Consider the following 21,673-nt stretch of genomic DNA (forward strand, 5'->3'; position numbering starts at 1 on the left):
AGAGGTCATCGCGTGAACTTTCTTTCCTTCAAGTGACTTGGCGGTCTTTTGAAGGATCACGCGGTGACCACCCTCTACCCGGCTACGACACACACAGACTTTGCTGGCGTCCGGTCGTACACCATCCTGCTGGACTCAACCCCGAGGGTTTGCCGTGTGAGGAGGCGCATCTCCTGATTGAGAACAACTCGGCCCGATAGCGGGCGGCATACCGAGTGCTATCGGGCTTGGAGTTGTTGGGGGTGAAGGGTTTAGACCCCGGAGCCGACTGCGCCGCCTACTGCGCCGCCTACGATGCCGCCGGCTACGGCGGCGGGGACGCCGAGGGCCGCAGCGCCGACGGCGCCGCCTACTACTGCGCCTATGCCGGCGCCTGCGGCTATGCCGAGGGGGAGGCCGGCTACTTCGCCTACGCCGGGGACCAAGACTACGCCTGCGGCGGTGCCTGCGACGCCGCCGATGACGCCGCCGACTACTGCGCCGATCGCGGCGCCCGGGACGGCGCCGACTACTGCGGCGGGGATGCCTGCGGCGGCTGCGCCTGCTGCGGCGCCTGCCAGGGTGCCGCCGGCGATCTTGTCGGAGCGGCTGGCGTTGATGCCTACGGAGTTCAGGCCGGTGGCGATGTTTGCCTCGGTGACCGCGGCCGTGGTGTTGACCGTGTTCAGGACATCGTCGGGCAGTTCGGCGGGGGCCGGTGAGGTGAAGTCACCGACGCGGAGGGTGCGGGGCGGCGGGGCGATGGGGGCGACCGGCTCGACGGGGGTGGGGGCGTGCAGGCCCTGCCAGTTCACGCCGGGGGCGGGCTTGGATGGTTGCGGGATCGCCCGGAAGTTCGGGGGGACAACGTAATCCGGCGCGTTGGGGGCGGCGGGCGGCGGGGCGGGCAGGACCGGTGTGGTGACGCCGGGCTGCGCCTGGCCGGGGCGCGGGGAGACCAGGTTGTCGGAGCCGCGTGGCGCCACACCGGGTTGCGAGGTGCTCGGGGCGGGGCGGTCCGGCTTCACCTGTTCGCCGCGGGTGGGCGGGATCGCGGTGTCGGGGAGCTTGGGGGCGGTGGGCTGGCCGGACGGTGTGCCGGTGGTGGAGGTCGCCGCGCCGGTCGTCGACTTGACGGCCTCGTCGGTGGAGCTGGAGCAGGCGACGGCCAAGGCCAGGGGAATCACGCCGATCGCGGGCAGCACCACGCGCCTCGTCGTCGTGCTGTTGAACTTCCGATGCCGACCTTGCACGTCGTCCCACCACCCTCATCAGTTGTCTACTCGACGGCCCCCCGCAGCCGGGATGGCCACGTGCGCGGCTGATCGTATCCATGCCGCATCGCGTTAACGCAAATCCATGTGATCGAGCACACAGGAGCCACAGTCCGCCCCCCAGCGGGCTGTAGTACCGCGAATAGTGCCATGCGGCAGCACGTTTGGCCGCAGACAGGTGGTACGCGCACCGGATACCCGGTGGTCGTCCACGAAAAGCGTTGCGTCCGCACCGGACACGCGAACCGGTGATGGCATCGCGCGTGAAACACTCAGCCGCAGCTATGCGGGAAACCACCGCGGCGAATTACACCGATGACGTGCGGTCGCAGCGGTAACGTCCGAAAAATGCTGGGCCGATACACAATACGGACACCAGACCCGCTGACGCGAACGTGGACGGCTGCCGACGACACCCCGCGGCCGCAGCGGCCGAAGGAGCACCGCACGCAATACGAGGGCACCATGCGGCGCACCCTGACACCATCACCACGTAGACCTACTCACGGCAACAGAAATTTACTGCACAGGGCACCCCGACTTACCGGCCCCGTCATCGGCAAGATCAGCACGACCAGCGACGTGCCATTCGACACGACGAGCGACATGACCTCCGGATCCATAACGCCCAGTCTCCGATCACGGTCACCACACTCCAACCAGTCGACCCCTCAGCGAGCCACGGATCAGTTGCCAGAACCTCGAGTAGTCCACAGCCCCCACACCGCCGCAGCCGATGCGCATCAGCAAGACCTAGTCATCCGTCCAGCACAGCGCCCCCATCCGACCACGAGACCACCCAGCCCCCAGGCGGCCAACCCGCGACAAAAGAAAGGCCCCGCGCGGTTGCCGGGTCGGGGGTCTGGCAACAGCGCGGAGCCGTCCTGAATATCGGTGCCGCGCGGGGAGCGTTACACGGAGGGCGGAGAAATTTCCGAACGGTCCACCTAGGACAATCGAGACGGCCCGCGGTGCGGGCGACCGCCCGCGTCACCACGTAGGGTCGCGGACAGCGGCTGCCAGGCACTGCCAGCAGAGCTCGGACCTGCCGGAGCTCGGACGACTCGAGGAGATGAGTATGCAGCTTGGAATGATCGGGCTCGGCCGGATGGGCGCCAACATCGTGCGGCGCATCGTCCGCGACGGCCACACCGCTGTGGGTTATTCGCGCCACGAGGACCAGATCAAGGAGTTCACCGCCGAACTCGGCGAGAGCTTCACCGGTACCACCGATTACAAGACCTTCGTCGCGCTGCTGGAGAAGCCGCGCATCGTCTGGGTGATGATCCCGGCCGGCGCCACCGGCGCGGTGATCGACCAGGTGGCGGAGCTGCTCGACCCGGGCGACATCATCATCGACGGCGGCAACAGCCGGTACCACGAGGACATCGCGCGGGCGAAGGAACTGGCTCCCAAGGGCATTCACTACCTCGACATCGGCACCTCCGGCGGCGTGTGGGGCCTGGAGCGCGGCTACTGCCTGATGATCGGCGGCGAGGCCGAGACGGTAAAGCACGTCGAGCCGCTGCTGCGGGCGATCGCGCCCGGCGTGGACGCCGCCGAGCGCACCCCGGGCCGCACCGGCGAGCCGTCCCCGGCCGAGCAGGGCTACCTGCACTGCGGCCCGGCCGGCGCGGGTCATTTCGTGAAGATGGTGCACAACGGCATCGAGTACGGCGCCATGCAGGCCTACGCCGAGGGCATGAACATCCTGCACAAGGCCAATATCGGCAAGAAGATCGCCGACGAGCACTCCGCCGAGGAGACGCCGCTCGAGAATCCGGAGCACTACCAGTACGACATCGACGTGGCCGAGGTTACCGAGGTGTGGCGGCGCGGCTCGGTCGTGGCGTCCTGGCTGCTGGACCTGACGGCCGCGGCCCTGCACGCCGATCCCGAGCTGAGCACGTTCGGCGGCCGGGTCTCCGACTCGGGCGAGGGCCGCTGGACCATCCACGCCGCGATCGACGAGGGCGTGCCCGCGCCGGTGCTGTCGGCGGCGCTGTATCAGCGCTTCTCCTCGCGCGGCGAGGCGCTGTACTCCGACAAGGTGCTGTCGGCCATGCGCAAGGCATTCGGCGGGCACAACGAGCTGCCGGGTAAGTAGAGACACGAGTGGCCCCCGACCAGCACAGGTCGGGGGCCACAACTGTGTCCGGGGTCAGTCGAAGGTGCTTTCCAGCCAGTCGACCGTCTGCATACCGAACAGGTCGGTGCCCCAGCCGTAGAGGTCGGTGAGCATTTTGACCATGCTGCAGTCGGTCGGCTGGTAGGTGACGTCGGTGCCCTGCTCGCGATAGGTGTCGGCGAGCCTGCGGGAGTCGGCGGCCGGGACCAGCGACATGAACGAGTCGTCCTTGGCGCAGGAGGCGATCAGCACCTTCGACGTCGGCGCCCCGGCCCGGCCGAGTTCGTTGTCGTCGAACACGTGCTGGAACGCCGGTTCATCGGCGGGATTCAGCCCGGAGTTGAACATGGTGTTCAGCGGAATGAACGGCATCCCGAAATAGATGTCCTGGCACTGCTTCCGGAAGATGTCCGCCACCCCGCGACCGACCGGGTTCAGCTTCGAATCCAGGGCCATCTCCGGGTATTTCGGCTCCAGCCCGAGCAGCGTGGCGAAGCCGAAACCCGAGCCGATCGACCCGTCGGCGACGCGCATGAAGTTGCGCTGATTCACGACCATGCCTTCCAGCACAGTCGATTTCACGTTCAGCTCCGGCGCGTAGGTCGGTTGCAGTTCGGCGGCGAATCCCGCCCCGACCCCGCCGCCCGCGATACCGAACAGCGCCATCTGGGCACGGGGATCCAAGCCCGCTTCGGTGAAACCCAGTGCGGCACGGGCGCCGTCGAGCTGGGTGTGCGCGGCGTACTTGCCCGCGAACACCCCGTGCGGACGCGGATCGGCGTCGTTGCCGACGTCGGAGATCATCACCGCCAGCCCCTTGCCGAACATCAGCGCCAGCGGGCCGAGCGCGGACCAGGACGCCCCGTCGCCCGGATCGCCGCCGGTCCACTGCGTGCTGGGGTGGCAGCCGGCGCCCACGCTGTCGTTGGCCTCCTGATAGGAGACCAGCTTCCGTTCCGCGGCGGGCTTGCCGTCGCGCGGGATCATCAGGATTCCGGTGCTGATGCTCGGGGTCACGCCGTCGAGTTCGGTGCTGACGTACATCAGCTTCCAGGCGTCCAGGTTGGCCGGTTTCAGGCCCGTGAACAGGACGTCGACCTTCTTGGCCTTCAGGATGTCGCCCGGCTTCTCGGCGCCGGTCAGCGGTGGTTCCTGATAGAACGGGTCGTTGGCCAGCAGCCCCTGGAAGATCTCCTGCGGCGAGCCCGGGGTGGCGCCGGTCAGCGCGCCGACGACGTAGCCGTTGAAGACCTGGTCCAGGCCTGGTGTCCGTGGCGGAACCGGTTCGGCGGCAACGGTTGCCGCACCCGCGCACACCATCGCGAACGCCGCGCTCGCCGCGGCGAGAGTCCGCAGACGCATCTCAGTTCTCCTGTCCGGCCGGGGTGATCTTCAGCTCCTGCACGGCCGAGGTCAGCAGCTGCGGGATGTTCAGCAGCGGCCGATGCGACTCCAGTTGCACCTCGTAGGGCGTGCGCAGGGTGGCTTCCAATGCGGGCCAATTGTTCTCGACCTGCCATTTGTACTTCGGCAGCAGTTCGGTGGTGATGTAGTCCCAGCGGGCGTCCAGCACCGACCAGTTCCAGTCCGGCAGCGGCATGGTCAGTTCCATGGCCCGGCCGTCGGCGGCGGTGAACGGGATACGCACCGGCCGGAATTCGCGCGGCGGCACCACACCGGCGACCGAGGGCGACCCGACGGCGCCGCTGAGGTAGGTGATGGCCTCGCCGACCGGGCCCTTGTAGTTGCGGACCTGGTCCCACTGATCACCGATCGCCCACTGCTGTTCGCGGCGCAGCAGCGTGCCGTTGCCCGCGGCGATCCGGTCGTGGTCACCCGAGGCGACATCGCGCCACGCGGTCATGATGTCCGCGCCGAACAGGCCGGCGTCCTGGAACTCCGCCAACGCCGGCAGGCCCCCGGTGACGTACGCGTCGTGCATCGGCATCAGGTCGGAGAAGATGTTCTTCTGCATCACCAGGATCATCCCGAGGATCCAGTGCAGGTCCTCCGGGGCGATCTGCGGCGCGGCGAGGGCGAGCGCCTTCAGCCCCTCCGGCAGCAACTCGACCGCCTGCGGGCCCGCGGCCTGCTGCACGGCGCCGAGGACGGCGTGCGCGGCGTCGGCGATGCCGGGCAGGTCGTACACGCTGCCCATCAACTCGAAATCGACCAGCCCGCCGCCGAAATCGGCGCCCACCTGGCCGCCCATTCCGGCCCATTGCAATTCACGGTGATCCAGCTGCAAATTCTCGTAATAGCGATAGGACTTGATCAGGTTGTCGCGGTTGGCCTGTACGCCCGCGCGCGGGTTCCACGACGCCAGATCGATTCCGGCCTTGCCGGTCGCGTCCACCAGCCAGTACTGGTAGAGCAGGGCGGCGTATCGGGTGGGCGCCACCCCTTCCGCGCGGGCCTGGTCGAGCAGCCGGCCCAATTCCGCGTGATCGTAAGGGAGTTCGGGATTCACACCGCCCGGACTCTGCGCCGCGTCCCGGTTGACCAGCGGTAGATCGAGGTATCGATCCACGTCGCTCGCCGTCGCCGGGCCCGCCGCGACCAGGCCGAGTCCTACCAGTGCCGCGAGAGCCAGTCCCGCGCCGCGCACCTTTGCGCCGATACGCATCGTTGTTTCAGCCTTCCGCTTGTGCCGTGAGTCGGAAATGACGTCGAAAGCCCTAGCCGTCGATCAGCTGCCCTGTGTCGATACCAGTTCTCGACGATTTCGCGAACGTGGCGCGCCGAGGCCGCCGTCGACCGGGTAGCCGACCCGCGCTTTTCGGTGAGGCTACCAATAACCGGTCGACCGACAGATATCTCGCCGGGACCGGACTGTCCCGGCGCCGCGCGGACGGCTACCGTCAACTCCCATGCGCACCGTTCCCGGGATCGTTCTCGCGGTATTCGCGGTCACCCTGACCGCTTGCTCCGGCGGCAGCAGCACGACCGCCGAAACCTCCAGCGCCACCGGCGCGCCACCGAGCCCGACCACGGCCGCCACCGGCACGCAACCCGATTGCACCGCAGGCTTTCTCGCGCAGTACACCACCCGGCAGAAGCTGGCACAGCTGCTGACCGTGGGCGTGAACGGCCTCGCCGACGCGGAGGCCCTGGTACGCACCGAGCAGATCGGCGGCGTATTCCTCGGCAGCTGGACCGATCAGGCGCTGCTGAGCGAAAAGCAGATCGACCGCGTCGAGGCCGCCGCGCGCACTCCGCTGATGGTGACCATCGATGAGGAGGGCGGCCGGGTGTCACGGCTGAGCAACCTCATCGGTCCGGCGCCGTCTGCCCGGGCCAGCGCGCAGACGATGTCCGCCGACGAGTTCTACACACAGAGCGCCGCCCGGGGCCGGGCCATGAAGGATCTCGGCATCACCGTCGACTTCGCACCCGATGTCGACGTGTCGAGCCAGCCCGACGACAGCGTCATCGGCGACCGCTCCTTCTCCGACGACCCCGAGGTGGTCACCCGCTACGCCGACGCGTACATCCGCGCCATGCACGACGCCGGACTGGGCGCGGTGATGAAGCACTTCCCCGGCCACGGCTCGGGTTCGGGCGACTCCCACACCGGCGCGGTGCGCACGCCGCCGCTGGAGCAGTTGCAGCAGGTGGACCTGGTGCCGTTCCGCAACCTGATCGGTTCGGGCGCCGGGGTGATGGTCGGGCATCTCGATGTGCCGGGCCTGACCACCGACGGCACCCCGGCCAGCATCAGCCCGCAGGTGATGGCGCTGCTGCGGCAGGGCGCCGGTTACGGGGCCGCGCCGTTCGACGGCCCGATCTTCACCGACGACCTGAGCGGCATGGCCGCGATCACCAGCCGGATGGGCATCGAGGACGCGGTCGCCGCCGCACTCGAGGCCGGCGCCGACAACGCGCTGTGGATCAGTTCCGACGCGGTCACCACGGTGCTGGACCGGCTCGAGCAGGAGGTCCGGGCCGGCCGGCTGCCGATGAAGCAGGTCGACGACTCGGTGCTGCGGATGGCCCGCTTCAAGGGCATCCCGATGCACTGCTGACCGGAGCCGCGAATCATCGGCAATTGTCTCGCATGGAACTTACCTTGGAGTAAGATAGGGGTTTCATCATGGTCTAGGAGAGCGAATGGCAGGCGGTACGAAACGGCTTCCTCGGGCGGTTCGTGAACAGCAGATGCTGGACGCCGCCGTAGAGGTGTTCTCGCGCAAGGGGTATCACGATACCTCGATGGATGCCATCGCCGCCGAGGCCAAGATCTCCAAGCCGATGCTCTATCTGTACTACGGCTCCAAGGACGAGCTGTTCCGGGCCTGCATCGCCCGCGAGAGCGTCCGGTTCATCGAAGCGGTCGCGGTGGCGGGCAACCCCAAACTGACCCCGCACGAGCAGTTGCGCGCCGGGCTCGAGGCCTTCCTGTCCTACGTGGACAACAATCGGCTGTCCTGGCAGGTGCTGTACCGGCAGGCGCTGGGGCAGCAGCCGTTCGCCTCCGAGATCGCCAACAGCCGCGAGCGGGTCATCGAACTGACGGGCAAACTGCTCGAGTCCAGCGCCAAATACGCCGAGCCCGGCACCAATTTCGACATCGTGGCGGTCGCGGTGATCGGCGCCGGTGAGGCCATCGCCGATCGGATCGCCGACGGTGAGGTCGCGGTCGCCGAGGCCGTCGACCTGCTCGACGATCTGGCCTGGCGCGGCCTGGCGGGCCGGAAGAAGGCCGAATAGCGAAGAGCCGCACATCTTCTCGGTACTCGCCGCCGATCGAATCCCCCTTGCGACTCGATCGGCGGCGGCCGAGAAGACGTGCGGCCGCTCCGCTCGGTCCCCCGACGAGACCGAAGATTGATTCAGCGCAGCGTAGCCGTCAGGTGCGGGTAGCCCTTCTTCGGGTGTTTCAGCGACAGGTCCCAGCCGCCCTCCACCTGGTCGGCGTAGGCGTTGATCGTGGCGGGCAACAGCACCGGCTTGCCGAACTTCACCGAGTAGGTGGCCTGCGCGGGGACGCGGCCCTCGATGACCCCGAGAATGGCGGCGGCCGACCACATTCCGTGTGCGATCGAGCGCGGGAATCCGAACGCCTTGGCGCTCAACGCGGACATGTGGATCGGGTTGCGATCGCCCGACGCCGCGGCGTACCGATGGATCAGCGCCTGATCCACGCGCAGCGCGCGCAGCGGCGGCGGGGGCGCCTCCTCCGGTTTGGGCTCGGGCTTCGGGCCGCCGGACAGCGATGTCCGCTGCTGGTGCAGGAAGGTGGTCACCTGTCGCCACACCAGCTCCCGGCCCACCCGGATCTCGCTGATCGCGTCGACCAGCAGGCCCTTCGGGTGCTCGCGCAGATTCTCCACGTGGGCGTGGATGTCCAGCGGCTCGCTCACCGAGATCTCGCGGGTGCGTTCGATGACGTTCTCCGCGTGCACCGCGCCCACCGCGACGAAGGGGAAGTCGCGGGCGACCACCAGTTGCATCACCACGGGGAAGGTGAGCACGAACGGGTAGGTCAGCGGCAGCGAGTCGCCGAAGCGCTGCCCGGTCGCGTGGCAGTACGCGGCCAGGTTGTCGACATCGACCGTGACACCGTTCAATTCGATGGCGCGGTCCGGGATCTCGGACTTGCGGCCGGAGACCAGCGGCAGCGGCACGGCCCCGAGCGCGGCCTTCATGTAGAGGTTGCCGGTCTTCGGCGGCTCGGTCAGCGAAATGGTCTGGGTCATGATGCTCCGATCAGGCGCCGATGAGGCTCTGGCCGCAGACCCGGACCACGTTGCCGGTCACCGCGTTCGAGGCCGGGCCGGCGAAGTAGGCGATGGTCTCGGCGACATCGACGGTCTGGCCGCCCTGCGACAGCGAACTCATCAGCCGGCCCGCCTCGCGGGTGCCCAGCGGGATGGCGGCGGTCATGGCGGTCTCGATGAAACCGGGGGCGACCGCGTTGATGGTGATGCCCTTCTCGGCCAGCTTCGGGGCCTCGGCGTTCACCATGCCGATGACACCGGCCTTGGAGGCGCCGTAGTTGGTCTGGCCGCGGTTGCCCGCGATGCCCGCGATCGAGGAGATGTCGATGACCCGGGCGCCTTCCTTCAGCACTCCCTTGGACACCAGCGCCTCGGTGATCCGGTGCGGGGCGGCCAGATTCACGTTGAGCACCGCGTTCCAGCGGCCCTCATCCATGTTGGCGAGCAGCTTGTCGCGGGTGATGCCGGCGTTGTGCACCACGATGTCGAGGCGGCCGAAGCGCTCGGCGGCCAGCTCGGCGATCTTGTCGGCGGCGTCGGCAGCGGTGACGTCGACCGCCAGCGCGGTGCCACCGACCTTGTTGGCCGTCTCCGACAGCGCCTCGCCGGCGGCCGGGATGTCGGCGACGATCACCTGGGCGCCGTCGCGGGCGAAGACCTCGGCGATGGTGGCGCCGATACCCCGCGCCGCGCCGGTGACCAGGGCGACCTTGCCGTCCAGCGGCTTGTCCCAGTCGACCGAGGAGACGGCGCTGTCTTCCTTGCCGACCCGGAACACCTGGCCGTCGACGAACGCCGAGCGGCCCGACAGGATGAACCGCAGCGTGGACTCCAGGCCGGTGGCGGCAGAAGCGGCCTCCGGGTGCAGGTAGACCAGGTTCGCGGTGGCGCCGCGCAGCAGCTCCTTGCCGACGCTGCGGGTGAAGCCCTCGAGGGCGCGCTGCGCGATCTGCTCCTCGACGCCGGAGGTCAGCTCCGGGGTGGTGCCGACGACGAGGATGCGGCCCGAGGGCGCGATCGACCGCATGGCCGGCTGGAAGAACTGGTACAGCTGCTCGAGCTCCTCGACGGAGGCGAGCGCGGTGGCGTCGAAGACCAGGGCGCCGAACTTCACGCCCGGGGTGAGGGAATCGACGAAGGTGTAATCCGGCAACAGGGTGCGTGTCGCGTCGGCGACGCGGCCCTTGCCGCCCAACAGCACCGGGCCGGGCAGGGCCGGCTCGCCCGGGGTGTAGCGGCGCAGATTCTCCGGTTTGGGCAGCCCCAGCTTGCTCGCCAGGAACGCGCCGGGGGCCGAGTGAACGAACGATCCGTACAGGTTGGGAGCGCCCTTGCTCTTGCTGGCTGCCACTGTTCCTACCTTTTCCTCGAGTCGAATGTGGACGTCTGCATCGGCGTGCCGCCCCGAGCGTTGTTGCGCACATCTACGGGGTACGGTGTCGACAATGAACTTACTCCAGAGTAAGTTTAAAGTAAACCGAGAGCGATGGGGCATCGGTGCAGAGCCGAGTTTCTCGGCCACGCCCCGAGCGCCGAACAATTCCCCGAACATCCCGACGAGACAGTGGAGACTCGAGTGACTACCAAAGCCCGTTCGGCGAAGGCCGCGTCATCGACCAGCAGCCGGTCCAGCAAGCAGGCCCGCCCCGTCGCGGTGTTGGGCGGTAACCGCATTCCGTTCGCCCGCTCGGACGGCCGCTACGCCCACGCCTCCAACCAGGATATGTTCACCGCGGCGCTGAACGGGTTGGTCAGCCGGTTCGGGTTGCAGGGCGAGCGGCTCGGGATGGTCGTCGGCGGCGCGGTGCTCAAGCGCGTCGGCGAGCACGGGATGGTCCGCGAGAGCGTGCTGGGCAGCGAGCTGTCCCCCTACACTCCGGCTCACGACCTGCAGCTGGCCTGCGGTACCGGCCTGCAGTCGATCGTCACCGTCGGTGACGCGGTCGCGCTCGGCCGCATCGAGGCCGGCGTCGGCGGCGGCACCGACACCACCTCCGACGCGCCGATCGGCGTGAGCGAGTCCATGCGGGAGTGGATGCTCGACGCGAACCGCGCCAAGAAGAACTCCGACTACGTGAAGCTGGTCGGGCGGCTGCGGCCGCGCATGGTGGGCATCGAGATCCCGCGCAACGCCGAACCGCGCACCGGGCTGTCGATGGGCGAGCACGCCGCCATCACCGCCAAGGAGTTCGGCGTCGCCCGCGAGGCGCAGGACGAGCTGGCCTACCTGTCGCACCGCAACATGGCCGCCGCCTACGATCGCGGCTTCTTCGATGATCTGGTCACCCCGTTCCTCGGCCTGACCCGCGACGACAACCTGCGCCCGAACTCAACCATCGAGAAGCTGGCGACGCTGAAGCCGGTGTTCGGCAACAAGCTCGGCGACGCGACCATGACGGCCGGCAACTCCACCCCGCTCACCGACGGCGCGTCCGCGGTGCTGCTGGGCAGCGAGGAGTGGGCCGCCGAGCGCAACCTGAAGCCGCTGGCCTACCTGGTCGACAGCGAGGTCGCCGCGGTCGACTACGTCTGGGGTCCGGACGGTCTGCTGATGGCGCCGACCTACGCCGTGCCGCGCCTGCTCGCCCGCAACGGCCTGACCCTGCAGGATTTCGACTACTACGAGATCCACGAGGCGTTCGCCTCGGTCGTGCTGGCCACGTTGCAGGCCTGGGAGTCCGACCAGTACTGCAAGGAGCGGCTGGGCTTGGACGGCGCGCTGGGCTCGATCGACCGCGCGAAGCTCAACGTCAACGGCTCCTCGCTGGCCGCCGGCCACCCCTTCGCCGCCACCGGCGGCCGCATCATCGCCCAGACCGCCAAGCAACTCGCCGAGAAGGGCTCCGGCCGGGCCCTGATCTCTATCTGTGCCGCCGGCGGCCAGGGTGTGGTGGCGATTCTGGAGCGCTGAATCCCGGTGTAGCTCAGCACAATCGGTGATGCCGCCCGGTCCGCCGGGCCGGGCGGTGCGCCGACGGTGAGCGGTGGCCGCCGTGCCGGGTCGGCAAGGGCCAGCGCGGGCGCGTTCTACAGTCGCGGTGTGAGCCCTATTCGCGTCGGCGAGGAACTGATCACGCCGCGGCTGTCACTCCGGCGGCCCGTCGCGGCGGATGTCGAAGCCATTCTTGCCATTTGCGGGGACCCGCAGCCTTGGGTATCGACGGTGGCGGACCGGGACGAGGCGCTGCGGCTGTTCGATCAGTGGGACGAGCAGTGGGGACGGCTCGGGTACGGGTACTGGGTGGTGCGGTATCGGGGGGAAGCGGCGCAGCTCGGGTTCTGCGGGTTGCGGACCGCGCGGTTCAAGGGGGAGCCGGGGCTGAATCTGTTCTATCGGTTCGGGTCGGAGACGTGGGGACGCGGGCTCGCCACGGAAGCCGCCGGGATCGTGGTGAAGTGGGCTCGGCAGTGGTTGCCCACGCTGCCCGTCGTGGCCAGGATCCGGCCCGGGAACACCGCCTCGGTGCGGGTGGCGGAGCGCCTGGGACTGGTGCGCGCGGCGCATCTGGACGAGATCGACGCCGAAGGGCTCGACTGGATTCACTACGCCACTGCGAGCGACTGACCTTCGAGACAGCCGATCAGCAGAGGCGGCCCATGTTCATCGTTCCGGGAGTTGTTCCCGGCGGGCAGGCCTGGTTCTGCAATTGCCGATCGCGCAACCGATCCAGCTCGTCCTGCTGCTGTCGGCGCTGCCGTTCCTGTTGCTCCTGCTGGGCCTGCCATGCCGGCAAGCCCTGCGCATTCCACAGGATGGGGTGCGCGCCCGGACCGCAGTCCTCGATGAACTGCTGCGTCGTATTCGCCTCTGCCACATAGCCGAGCCAGAAGATACGGAGATTCGTGCACAGCGCCTGCATGCCCACATTGCCGGGCGCGTCGTCGTCGTTGACACACGTCGTCACGATCCGGCTGTCCTCGGGCTGGGCGGCGCAGGTCAGCGGGCCGAACGGCCGGGCGGACGCCGCTCCGGCGCCGAACACCACCGCGGCTCCCACCGAAATCGCCACGGCCGCAGCACACGTCGACATCGCAAGCAGTTTCACCGCAACCCCCGTATGTGGTCTCGAGATCGACCGAGCCTGACACAGCTGTCAAGAGGTGTCAACGAGCCGCACGCCCCCTCACCCGCAGGCGACCTGCTGGCGGGCGAGATCGAAGGTGCGGCGGGCCAGTGCGGAGATGCTGACTCCGTCGTATCCGGAGACCGCGGTGCGCAGCCGATCGTGCAGGGGCGCGGTCCAGTGCCGCGGGATCGCGCCCGCGCCCAGCAGGACTCCGGCCACCGAACCGGCGGTCGCGCCGTTGGAGTCGGTGTCCCAGCCGCCCTGCACGGTGAGCGCGACCGTCGCGGTGAAATCACCTGCGCCCCAGAGCAAACCGGCGCTCACGAGGCAGCAGTTGCCGATGGCGTGCGCCCAGTTGTAGTGCCCGTGCCGGGCGTGGATCGTCCGCACCGCCTGCTCCCAGCCGACGCCGCGGCGATGGTCGTCCAGCACCTGCGCCAGCGCCACCGCGAGCCGCGACCGTTCCGGGATCACCCGCTGCGCCACGGTCAGCGCGGCCGCCGGATCCGCGGCGCCGAAGGCCGCGGCGATCAGCGCGGCCGCCCACATCGCCGCCCAGACGCCGTTGCCGGTGTGCGAGACGGAGGCATCGCGGGCCGCCAGCGTCGCCGCGCGCATCGGATCCTCCGGGCACACATAGCCGTAGATGTCGGCGCGGATCATCGCGCCGGTCCATTCCCGGTACGGGTTGCGGTGCCGGGCGGTCGCCGGCGGGACCCAGCCGTCGATCAGGTTTCGGTAGGCGACCCGCTCGGCGGTGTAGGTCTGCAGGAACGGCAGCCGTTCCAGCCATTCGGCGGCGACGTCGGCGGCGGTGAATCCGGTGCCGTGCTGCTCCAGCAGCTCCAAGCCGAGCACGGTGTAGTCGAGGTCGTCGTCGCGCGGGCAGCCGTCCACCCGACCGCGGGTCGACTCCGGCCAGCTGCGCTGTAGCCGGAAGCCGTCCGGCATCGGGCTGAGCACCGGCACGTAGTCCGTCAGCGGATAGGCGTCGGCCCACTCCAGGTAGGCGCGGATCGACCGCGGACTCCACCGGAACCCGTTCTCCAGCGGTTTACCGAGCGTGCAGCCCACGCAGCGGCCCAGCCAGCCGCCGAGAACGCGGTCGTAGAGCCGGTTGCCCGATTGCGACGGGCTCGAGATCGGCTCGGCCGCGATGTCCTCGGCGATCTCGTCGTAGGGCCAGCGCGGGTCGCGCGGGGCTGCCTCGATGCGGTCGAGCAGCCGCCAGCACGCCGCGCTGTTGGGCAGCGCGGTATGCGTCAGGTCGCGCACCTCTTCCGCGAAATCGGCTACGGCGTAACCGGATTCGCGCCGTTGCAGCCATTCGAAGTACAGCAGGGCGCGCGGGTCACCCTCGGGATGGCCGAAGAAGGCCGATTCGATCGGTTCCATGACTTTCACAGGATGGTGATGACCGCCGCGACGACCTCCGACAGCAGCGGCAGCGATTCATCGCGCTGCGGCGCACGCGCCCACCAGCGACCCTCGTGGGTATGCCGCCCGAAACCGGTCGGCAGGATGACGTTGCTGCGATGCGGGCCGATATCCACGCCGTGACGCTCCAGTTGGACGGTATGTTCGAGGGAGGGGTACCCATCGAAGACCGCCAGGAACGTCCGGCGCGGCGGACGTTCGCGCACCAGCACCGGTCCGGGGATGCCGCGCACGGTCAGCTCACCGAGGATCAGCGCGCCCAGCGGTTCGGGGGTATTGACCGCCGCGATCGAGTCGACCAGCGGAAGCACCACGAATCCCGGCACGGTGACGTGCACCCGCGGTAGGCCGAACAGCGACCGATACGCCCGGGCCCAATCCTGGGGAGTAGCAAGTTCTTCCAACCGCAAGGTCGACCTCGTTCGGTTTCGATTTTCCGGCACCGCGCCGCTGCCCGGCGTCGGGATAATCCAGTGAAGACCGAAAGTCCCGTCGTACGCAGCCGTTTCGGTGAATCACTCGCAAATTGTCAGATACGACTTCGTAGAGGCGGAATAGCGAACGGGCGGTCTGAAACCCTTGCGGCGCAAACCGTTCGGTCGCGACGGGGGCTGCGGGTGGTTAGCGGACCGGTCGCATGCCCATCTACGGATACCCGAATTTCGGCAACCCGCCGGTACGGGTGACGGCACGCACAATCATTCGCGGCGCGGACGGCCGTCGGACCGGCCTCCGGCGCATGCCTGGCAAGCGGGCGCGAGATCCGCATTTCTACAGGTCGGCCGGGGTACTCTCGCAAACACAGCCGAGGCACGGGACCCAGGAGGTTCGCTATGCCCTGCGACACGATGCTCATTGCCTACGACGGATCGGAGAATGCCAAGCGGGCCGTCGAGTATGCGGGCCGGTTCCTGTCCGCGACCAGAGCGGTGGTGCTCACCGCGTGGGAACCGATGGTGCGTCAGGCCGCCCGGCTGTCGGGCCTGTCCGGGGTGATGCAGCCGGAGTGGATGCCCGACGAGGACATCGAAGACGTCGCCTACGTCGATGCCAGGCACATCAACTCCGAGGGCGTCCGGCTGGCCAAACTGGCCGGGCTCAACGCCGAGGCCCGCACCGCGGAATGCACCTCGACGATCTGGAATGCCATCGTCGATGTCGCCGACGAATTGAATGTCGACATCATCGTGGCGGGCACCCGCGGCGCCACCGGGATCCGCGCGCTGCTGCACTCCAGCGTCGCCGAGGCCGTGCTCAAGCATTGTCACCGGCCGATCCTGCTGGTGCCTCCGGGCCGGGATCCGGCCGAGGCACACTGAGGGGTTGCCACACGCCACCGCCGGGTGCGCGCGAACACAGTGAGACCTCCGTCGCTTCCCCCGAGCCGGGCCCGGAGCCGCGGGCTATCGTCGGTGAATCATGGACGGTTTTCTGCTGGCTCGGCCCGGGAGCGTGATGCGCACCAGCGGCACGCGGCGCGCGTTCGACGACGCGCGTCGAGCGGCCGCCGCCCTGCGCGAGGGCGCCGAACTGGTCGTGGGCGCGCTGGCATTCGATCCGCGCCGGGCCGCCGCGCTGTGCGAGCCGCAACATGTCGAACACACCGCCGGACCCTGGCGCCCGGCGGCGCTCCCGGCGCTGCCCCGGGTGCAGGTGATCACCGAGATACCCAGCGCCGCAGAGCATATCGCGCGGGTGACCAAGCTGGTCGAGCAGTTGTCCGACGCCGCGCAACCGCTGCGGAAGGTGGTGGCGGCGCGGTCGCTGCTGGCCGAGGCCGACGCGCGGCTCGACCCGGTGGTGGTGGCGGGGCACCTGCTGGCCCGGCATCCGCGCGCCAATGTCTTCGCGGTGGATCTGTCCCCGGCGGGTCGCTCGGGGGCGACCCTCGTCGGCGCGACTCCGGAGGTCCTGGTGGCCCGCTACGGCGACACCGTGACGCTGCGCCCGCTGGCGGGCACCGCGCCCCGGCACTCGGATCCGGACACCGATGCCGAGGTGTCGCGGGAGTTGCTGTCCGACAGCAAGAACCGGGCCGAGCACGCCTTCGTCATCGACTGGATCCGGGAGCGGCTGGCCCTGGTGTGCGACGAAACGACCATTCCCGAGGGCCCCGAACTGATCAGCACCGGTGAGGTCTGGCACCTGGCCACGCCCATCCGCGGGCGGCTGCGCGACCCCGGCACCACCGCACTGGACCTGGCGACGCTGCTGCATCCGACGCCCGCGGTCTGCGGCACCCCCACGGACCTGGCCATGGAGACCATCCTCGAGACCGAGGAGGACCGCGGCTTCTACGGCGGCGCGGTCGGCTGGTGCGACGCGCGCGGCGACGGCGAGTGGGTGGTGGCGATCCGCTGCGCCGAACTGTCCGCCGACGGCCGCACGGTCCGCGCGTTCGGCGGCGGCGGCATCGTCGCGGCCTCGGATCCGCGCACCGAACTGGACGAGACCACCGCCAAGCTCCGCACCCTGCTCGGCGGGCTGCGCTGCGCGCTGCCGGACCGCTGACGCATCGTTCGGGGCCGCACCCGCCCCGTTCGCTGATTCATGTTGTAGGTTGACTCGGAATACGCCTGCGTCGATGTATGGGAGTCCCGCGATGAAGTTTGCCGTCCCTGGTGCCGTGAGCGCCGTCGCCGGAGCGCTGCTCGGGCTGGTCGCGGTATTCGTCATCACCATGGCGGCACAGCAGAACTCGCGGCCCGAGGTCGATCGCAGCGGTGATGCGTCGTCGTCGCTGCTGAACAACGTTGAGTACGGCTCTCGCTGAGTCGCCGACCGTTCCCCTAGCCGCCGATCCCGACCGCGCCGCGCCGCTGGGCCGGCGCTGGTTCGCCGGTACGGTCGTCGTCGCGTTCCTGCTGACCTTTCTGCAGGCGCCCGGCCGGACCGTCGCGGACACCAAATACGATCTCGCCCAGAATCCGCTGGGTTTCCTGGCGCGCGCCGCGCACCTGTGGAGCAGCCAGGCCCCGATGGGGCAGGTGCAGAATCAGGCCTACGGGTACTTCTTCCCGCACGGCGCCTTCTTCTCGCTCGGGCACATACTCGGATTACCGGCCTGGGTGACGCAGCGAATCTGGTGGGCGCTGCTGATTCTGGCCGGATTCTGGGGCATCGTGCGGCTGTGCGAGGTGCTGGGCATCGGTTCCCGGGGCTCGCGGGTGGTGGCGGCGCTGGCGTTCGCGCTGTCACCGCGGGTGCTGACGACGCTCGGATCGATCTCCTCCGAGACGCTGCCGATGATGCTGGCGCCGTGGGTACTGCTCGCGCCCTGCGCGCTCGGAACGGTTCGAGGGATGCGGCGGCGCGGCGCTCTCTCGCCCGCGGGCAGTGCGCTGGCGCTGGCACTGATGGGGGCGGTGAACGCGGTGGCGACGGCGGCCGCGTTCCTGCCGGCGGCGCTGTGGTGGCTGTCGTATCGGCCGGATCGCGGCTGGTGGCGCTTCACCCGGGCGTGGATTCCGCTGTTGGTGCTCGCCACGTTCTGGTGGGTGGTGCCGCTGCTGCTGCTCGGCCGGGTGAGCCCGCCGTTCCTCGACTACATCGAATCGTCCGGCGTGACGACGCAGTGGGCCTCGCTCGGTGAAGTGTTGCGCGGCACCGACAGCTGGACGCCATTCGTCTCCCCGGAACGCATCGCCGGAGCGGTGCTGGTCACCCAACCGGCGGCCGTGCTGGCGACCGGACTACTGGCCGCGGCGGGACTGGCCGGGCTGGCGCTGCGGTCGATGCCGTATCGGGGGCGGTTCGCGCTGATCCTGATCGTCGGACTGGTCGGGATCTGCGCCGGATACGTGGGCGAGATCGGCGGTCCGTTCGCCGAGCAGGTGCGGATCTTCCTCGATTCCGGCGGGGCGCCGCTGCGCAATGTGCACAAGCTGGAGCCGCTGATCCGGATACCGCTGGTAATCGGGATCGCGCACCTGCTGCGGCGGGTGCCGTTGCCCGCGTCGGTGCCGATGCCGGTGTGGCGGCGGGCCTTCGCGCATCCGGAGCGGGACCGGCTGGTCGCGGTGGCGGCGCTGATCCTGACCGCGCTGGCACTGTCCACCTCGCTGGCCTGGACCAGCAAGCTCGCGCCGCGCGGCGCCTACGACGAGGTCCCGCCGTACTGGCGGCAGACGTCGGAATGGCTGGCGCACAACGCCTCCGACACCCGGGCGCTGGTCGTTCCGGGCGCGCCGTTCGGCAGCCAGATCTGGGGACTGACCCGCGACGAACCGTTGCAGGCGCTCGCGCGGACGCCGTGGGCGGTGCGTGACGCGGTGCCGCTCACGCCGCCGGGAGCGATCCGGGCGATGGATTCGGTGCAGCGCCTGATCGCCGACGGCCGTCCGTCGGCGGGGCTGGCGCCGACGTTGCTCGCGCAGGGCATCGGAGTCGTGGTGCTGCGCAACGATCTCGACCCCGAGACCTCGCGGTCGACCCGGCCGATGCTCGCGCACCAGGCCGTCGAGCACTCGCCCGGTCTCACCAAGGTGGCCGAGTTCGGCAGCGACATCGAGATCGGGCACGGGGACGGGCTGGTCGCCGACGGCGATCTGCGACCGGCGTATCCGGCTGTCGAGATCTACCGGGTCGAGGCCGCGCGGCCCGGGACGCCCGCGGAGGTGCGCAGCGGACCCGGTGCGCCCCCGGCGTTTCCGGGCGCGTACAGCGTGCCGCTGGATTCGGTGCCCATCGTGCAGGGCGGCCCCGAAGCGCTGGAGCGACTGCGCCGCGGTGAGCCGCGGGTTCCCGCGTTGCTGGCGTCGGACGCCGCGCGGGCCGGTTTGTCCGGTGGTGCGGTGACGGTCACCGATACCCCGATGGACCGGGAGGCCGACTTCGGCCGCGTCGACAACCACGACTCGGCGCTGCGCGCGCCCACCGACGCGCGGCGCACCCACAACCTGGTGCCGGACTATCCGGTGCCCGGCGCCGCCCCGGTGGTGGGCGAGTGGTCGGGGGCGACCGTCACCGCCTCCAGTTCCGCCGCCGACGCCACTCAGCTCGGTGGCGCCGCGCCCGGCAGTTCCACCGCGGCGGCGGTCGACGGCGACACATCCACGGCCTGGCTGAGCAACAGCGCCGAACACGCTGTGGGGCAATGGCTTCGGCTCGATCTCGACCGACCGATCCGCTCCGGGTCGCTCCAGGTGACCACCACTCGGGCCGCGATCGGGGATCCGGTGAAGTGGATCGAGGTGCGCACCAACAACGGGACCGTCGCGGCACGCATCTCCGAACCCGGTGTGCCCGTGTCCGTTTCGCTGCCGCCGGGGCGCACCGACTGGCTGCGCATCATGGCGACCCGCACCGAGGGCGGTACGGCCGGTGGGCAGTTCGGCATCAGCGAGTTCGGGCTCACCGACTACTCCGATCCGGATGTGCCGGTGCCCGTCGACATCCGGCACCGCACCGTGCTGCCGCCCACACCGGTGGGCGCGCCGGTCGCGGGATGGTCGCTCGGACAGGAATTCCCCGGTCGCAGTGGGTGTTTCGACGCGCCCGACCGGGTGCGGTGCAGCAAGGGGCTGGCGCTGTCCGCGGAGGAACCGGGGGCCTTCCAGCGCACGCTCGACGTTGCGGCGCCGACGAATGTGACGCCGCAACTGACCGTCCGCACCCGGCAGGGCCCGGCGCTGGAGGCGCTGCTGACCGATCCGGACCGCCCGATCGCCCGCGGCCAGGCCGACGTCGGCGACCTGCGTGGTTCCGCGTTCGCGGCCACCGACGGCGATGTGCGCACCAGTTGGACGGCGCCCGAGGAGACGGTCCGCAACCCCGCCGGACCGAAACCGACGCTCACCCTCGAGCTACCGCGACCCGAGCTGGTGACGGGTCTCGAGGTGACGCCGTCGCTCGGCGCGCTGCCCGCTCCCCCGACCTCGGTCGCGGTGAATCTCGGTGACGGACCGCAGGTTCGCGAGATCTCCGACGACACCGAGCCCGGCACGCCCGCGACACTGACCCTGCACCCTCGGGTCACCGACCGCATCGAAGTCAGCATCGACACCTGGAAGTCGGTACTGGACCGCAACGCCCTCGGCTTCACCCAGCAGCAACCCCCGGGCCTCGCCGAAATCTCCGTACTCGGCCCGGACTACCCCCCGCCCGCCCCGCCCGACCGCCCCGTCACCGTCGACTGCGCCCACGGCCCAACCCTGGCGGTAGCGGGCAAAATCCTCCACACCACCGTCACCGCCACCGCCGACGAACTCCGCTCCGGCGCCCCGGTCCCTGCCCAGGTATGCGCTGTGGACAACGCCGAGCCGGTCCGGGGGGATGATTCCGCGACGGAGGACCACCGCTCGACGGATCCGGGTGGCGTCGGAGACCTTGTCCGGGAAGGGGATACCTCGTCGGACTCGGGTGATGTCGCCCTCCCCGGCGGGCGGGTGGACGTGGCTGTTGCTCCTACCGATCTGTTCTCGGTCGACGAATTGCGGCTGAATCGGAGTGATGCCGTGCCGCAGGCGGTTTCGGCTGCGCCCGGTACTCGACTGCTGGTTCTTCCGTTGAGTTCGAATGTGGGCTGGCGCGCGCATACCGCCGATGGGCACAGTCTGCGGCCGGTCGTGGCGGATGGGTGGGAACAGGCCTGGCTGGTGCCGCCGGATGCGCGCGGCGCGGTCACCGTCGAGTTCCCCACCGACCGCTGGTACCGCCTCGCCATCTTCGGTGGGCTGCTATTACTGCTCCCGCTACTGGCGCTGGCGGTTCCGTGGCGCGGTCGTGGCGCGACGCCCGAGGCCGCCGATCGGCCGCCGCGTCCATGGCAGGGCCGGGTGCCGGGCATGGTCGCGCTGACCGCGGCGGCGGTGGTGATCGCGGGTCCGATCGGAATCGCCTTGGCCGCAGCCGGTCTCGTCGCCGGACGATTCGCGAGCGGGATCATGCCTCGCGTACTGGTCGGCGTCGCGGGCGCCGGGACGATGCTGTCGATGGCGGCACTGTCCACCGGTCCCTGGCGCTCGCCCGAGGGCTATCTGGGCGGTTCGGTCTGGGTCCAGCTACCCGCGCTGGCCGCGGTCGTCGCGGTCGGTATCGCCGCACTCCCCCCGCGCCGTCGCGACTGAG

At 69.6% G+C, this 21,673-nt stretch carries 17 protein-coding genes; 9 read left to right on the forward strand and 8 right to left on the reverse strand.

What is annotated here, in order from left to right; translation table 11 throughout:
* Positions 1-251: 251 nt before the first annotated feature.
* Positions 252-1,232, reverse strand: a complete 981-nt coding sequence (locus QH470_RS23660; RefSeq protein ID WP_280274556.1) for a hypothetical protein — start codon at positions 1,230-1,232, stop codon at positions 252-254.
* Positions 1,233-2,331: 1,099 nt separating this feature from the next.
* Between QH470_RS23660 and gnd the strand changes: the two genes are divergently transcribed.
* Positions 2,332-3,360, forward strand: coding sequence for a phosphogluconate dehydrogenase (NAD(+)-dependent, decarboxylating) (gnd, locus tag QH470_RS23665; protein WP_280274573.1), 1,029 nt, complete (start codon positions 2,332-2,334; stop codon positions 3,358-3,360).
* A gap of 54 nt (positions 3,361-3,414) precedes the next feature.
* Here the strand turns inward: gnd and QH470_RS23670 are convergent, their stop codons facing one another.
* Complete coding sequence (locus tag QH470_RS23670) at positions 3,415-4,743, reverse strand: lipase family protein (RefSeq protein WP_280274557.1); 1,329 nt, start codon at positions 4,741-4,743, stop codon at positions 3,415-3,417.
* Position 4,744: 1 nt separating this feature from the next.
* Complete coding sequence (locus QH470_RS23675; protein WP_280274558.1) at positions 4,745-6,007, reverse strand: hypothetical protein; 1,263 nt, start codon at positions 6,005-6,007, stop codon at positions 4,745-4,747.
* Between the two features lie 244 nt (positions 6,008-6,251).
* On the opposite strand from QH470_RS23675, the gene QH470_RS23680 reads away from it, so the two are divergent.
* Positions 6,252-7,406: a glycoside hydrolase family 3 N-terminal domain-containing protein gene (locus tag QH470_RS23680; RefSeq protein WP_280274559.1), complete on the forward strand. Its 1,155-nt coding sequence runs from the start codon at positions 6,252-6,254 to the stop codon at positions 7,404-7,406.
* 85 nt (positions 7,407-7,491) lie between these two features.
* Positions 7,492-8,091 carry a TetR/AcrR family transcriptional regulator gene (locus tag QH470_RS23685; protein ID WP_187685781.1) on the forward strand — a complete coding sequence of 200 codons (600 nt, stop codon included), beginning with the start codon at positions 7,492-7,494 and terminating at the stop codon, positions 8,089-8,091.
* Between the two features lie 122 nt (positions 8,092-8,213).
* Here the strand turns inward: QH470_RS23685 and QH470_RS23690 are convergent, their stop codons facing one another.
* Together QH470_RS23690 and QH470_RS23695 are read right to left on the reverse strand one after the other, a co-directional pair.
* Positions 8,214-9,080 carry a MaoC family dehydratase gene (locus QH470_RS23690; protein WP_280274560.1) on the reverse strand — a complete coding sequence of 289 codons (867 nt, stop codon included), beginning with the start codon at positions 9,078-9,080 and terminating at the stop codon, positions 8,214-8,216.
* Between the two features lie 10 nt (positions 9,081-9,090).
* The gene (locus tag QH470_RS23695) at positions 9,091-10,452 is read right to left on the reverse strand and encodes a 3-oxoacyl-ACP reductase (protein ID WP_280274561.1); all 1,362 of its coding nucleotides are present in this window, start codon (positions 10,450-10,452) and stop codon (positions 9,091-9,093) included.
* 225 nt (positions 10,453-10,677) lie between these two features.
* Between QH470_RS23695 and QH470_RS23700 the strand changes: the two genes are divergently transcribed.
* Both QH470_RS23700 and QH470_RS23705 read left to right on the forward strand, forming a co-directional pair.
* Positions 10,678-12,012, forward strand: a complete 1,335-nt coding sequence (locus QH470_RS23700; RefSeq protein ID WP_280274562.1) for an acetyl-CoA C-acetyltransferase — start codon at positions 10,678-10,680, stop codon at positions 12,010-12,012.
* 129 nt (positions 12,013-12,141) lie between these two features.
* Positions 12,142-12,666, forward strand: a complete 525-nt coding sequence (locus QH470_RS23705) for a GNAT family N-acetyltransferase (protein WP_280274563.1) — start codon at positions 12,142-12,144, stop codon at positions 12,664-12,666.
* A 16-nt stretch (positions 12,667-12,682) separates the two neighbouring features.
* Here the strand turns inward: QH470_RS23705 and QH470_RS23710 are convergent, their stop codons facing one another.
* The 3 genes from QH470_RS23710 to QH470_RS23720 form a co-directional block, all read right to left on the reverse strand.
* The gene (locus tag QH470_RS23710; RefSeq protein WP_280274564.1) at positions 12,683-13,132 is read right to left on the reverse strand and encodes a hypothetical protein; all 450 of its coding nucleotides are present in this window, start codon (positions 13,130-13,132) and stop codon (positions 12,683-12,685) included.
* A 93-nt stretch (positions 13,133-13,225) separates the two neighbouring features.
* Positions 13,226-14,563 (reverse strand): ADP-ribosylglycohydrolase family protein, encoded by a 1,338-nt coding sequence (locus QH470_RS23715; RefSeq protein WP_280274565.1) that lies wholly within the window; start codon positions 14,561-14,563, stop codon positions 13,226-13,228.
* 5 nt (positions 14,564-14,568) lie between these two features.
* Positions 14,569-15,015, reverse strand: a complete 447-nt coding sequence (locus QH470_RS23720) for a hypothetical protein (RefSeq protein ID WP_187685785.1) — start codon at positions 15,013-15,015, stop codon at positions 14,569-14,571.
* A gap of 423 nt (positions 15,016-15,438) precedes the next feature.
* On the opposite strand from QH470_RS23720, the gene QH470_RS23725 reads away from it, so the two are divergent.
* The 4 genes from QH470_RS23725 (at position 15,439) to QH470_RS23740 (ending at position 21,672) form a co-directional block, all read left to right on the forward strand.
* The gene (locus tag QH470_RS23725) at positions 15,439-15,924 is read left to right on the forward strand and encodes a universal stress protein (protein WP_280274566.1); all 486 of its coding nucleotides are present in this window, start codon (positions 15,439-15,441) and stop codon (positions 15,922-15,924) included.
* A gap of 100 nt (positions 15,925-16,024) precedes the next feature.
* Positions 16,025-17,116 carry an isochorismate synthase gene (locus tag QH470_RS23730; RefSeq protein ID WP_280274567.1) on the forward strand — a complete coding sequence of 364 codons (1,092 nt, stop codon included), beginning with the start codon at positions 16,025-16,027 and terminating at the stop codon, positions 17,114-17,116.
* 91 nt (positions 17,117-17,207) lie between these two features.
* The gene (locus QH470_RS23735) at positions 17,208-17,378 is read left to right on the forward strand and encodes a DUF2613 domain-containing protein (protein WP_187685788.1); all 171 of its coding nucleotides are present in this window, start codon (positions 17,208-17,210) and stop codon (positions 17,376-17,378) included.
* Complete coding sequence (locus tag QH470_RS23740; protein ID WP_280274568.1) at positions 17,359-21,672, forward strand: alpha-(1->3)-arabinofuranosyltransferase; 4,314 nt, start codon at positions 17,359-17,361, stop codon at positions 21,670-21,672. The genes QH470_RS23735 and QH470_RS23740 overlap by 20 nt, the downstream gene beginning before the upstream one ends.
* Position 21,673: the final 1 nt, after the last annotated feature.

This window comes from Nocardia wallacei (assembly GCF_029868745.1).
Classification (GTDB): domain Bacteria; phylum Actinomycetota; class Actinomycetes; order Mycobacteriales; family Mycobacteriaceae; genus Nocardia; species Nocardia wallacei_B.

Excerpts from the sequence above, each read along its gene's own strand:
- QH470_RS23710 (WP_280274564.1), bottom strand. The coding sequence starts at position 13,132 with ATGTCGACGTGTGCTGCGGCCGTGGCGATTTCGGTGGGAGCCGCGGTG.
- QH470_RS23680 (WP_280274559.1), top strand. The coding sequence starts at position 6,252 with ATGCGCACCGTTCCCGGGATCGTTCTCGCGGTATTCGCGGTCACCCTG.
- QH470_RS23675 (WP_280274558.1), bottom strand. The coding sequence starts at position 6,007 with ATGCGTATCGGCGCAAAGGTGCGCGGCGCGGGACTGGCTCTCGCGGCA.
- QH470_RS23730 (WP_280274567.1), top strand. The coding sequence starts at position 16,025 with ATGGACGGTTTTCTGCTGGCTCGGCCCGGGAGCGTGATGCGCACCAGC.
- QH470_RS23725 (WP_280274566.1), top strand. The coding sequence starts at position 15,439 with ATGCCCTGCGACACGATGCTCATTGCCTACGACGGATCGGAGAATGCC.
- gnd (WP_280274573.1), top strand. The coding sequence starts at position 2,332 with ATGCAGCTTGGAATGATCGGGCTCGGCCGGATGGGCGCCAACATCGTG.
- QH470_RS23715 (WP_280274565.1), bottom strand. The coding sequence starts at position 14,563 with ATGGAACCGATCGAATCGGCCTTCTTCGGCCATCCCGAGGGTGACCCG.
- QH470_RS23685 (WP_187685781.1), top strand. The coding sequence starts at position 7,492 with ATGGCAGGCGGTACGAAACGGCTTCCTCGGGCGGTTCGTGAACAGCAG.
- QH470_RS23690 (WP_280274560.1), bottom strand. The coding sequence starts at position 9,080 with ATGACCCAGACCATTTCGCTGACCGAGCCGCCGAAGACCGGCAACCTC.
- QH470_RS23735 (WP_187685788.1), top strand. The coding sequence starts at position 17,208 with ATGAAGTTTGCCGTCCCTGGTGCCGTGAGCGCCGTCGCCGGAGCGCTG.
- QH470_RS23670 (WP_280274557.1), bottom strand. The coding sequence starts at position 4,743 with ATGCGTCTGCGGACTCTCGCCGCGGCGAGCGCGGCGTTCGCGATGGTG.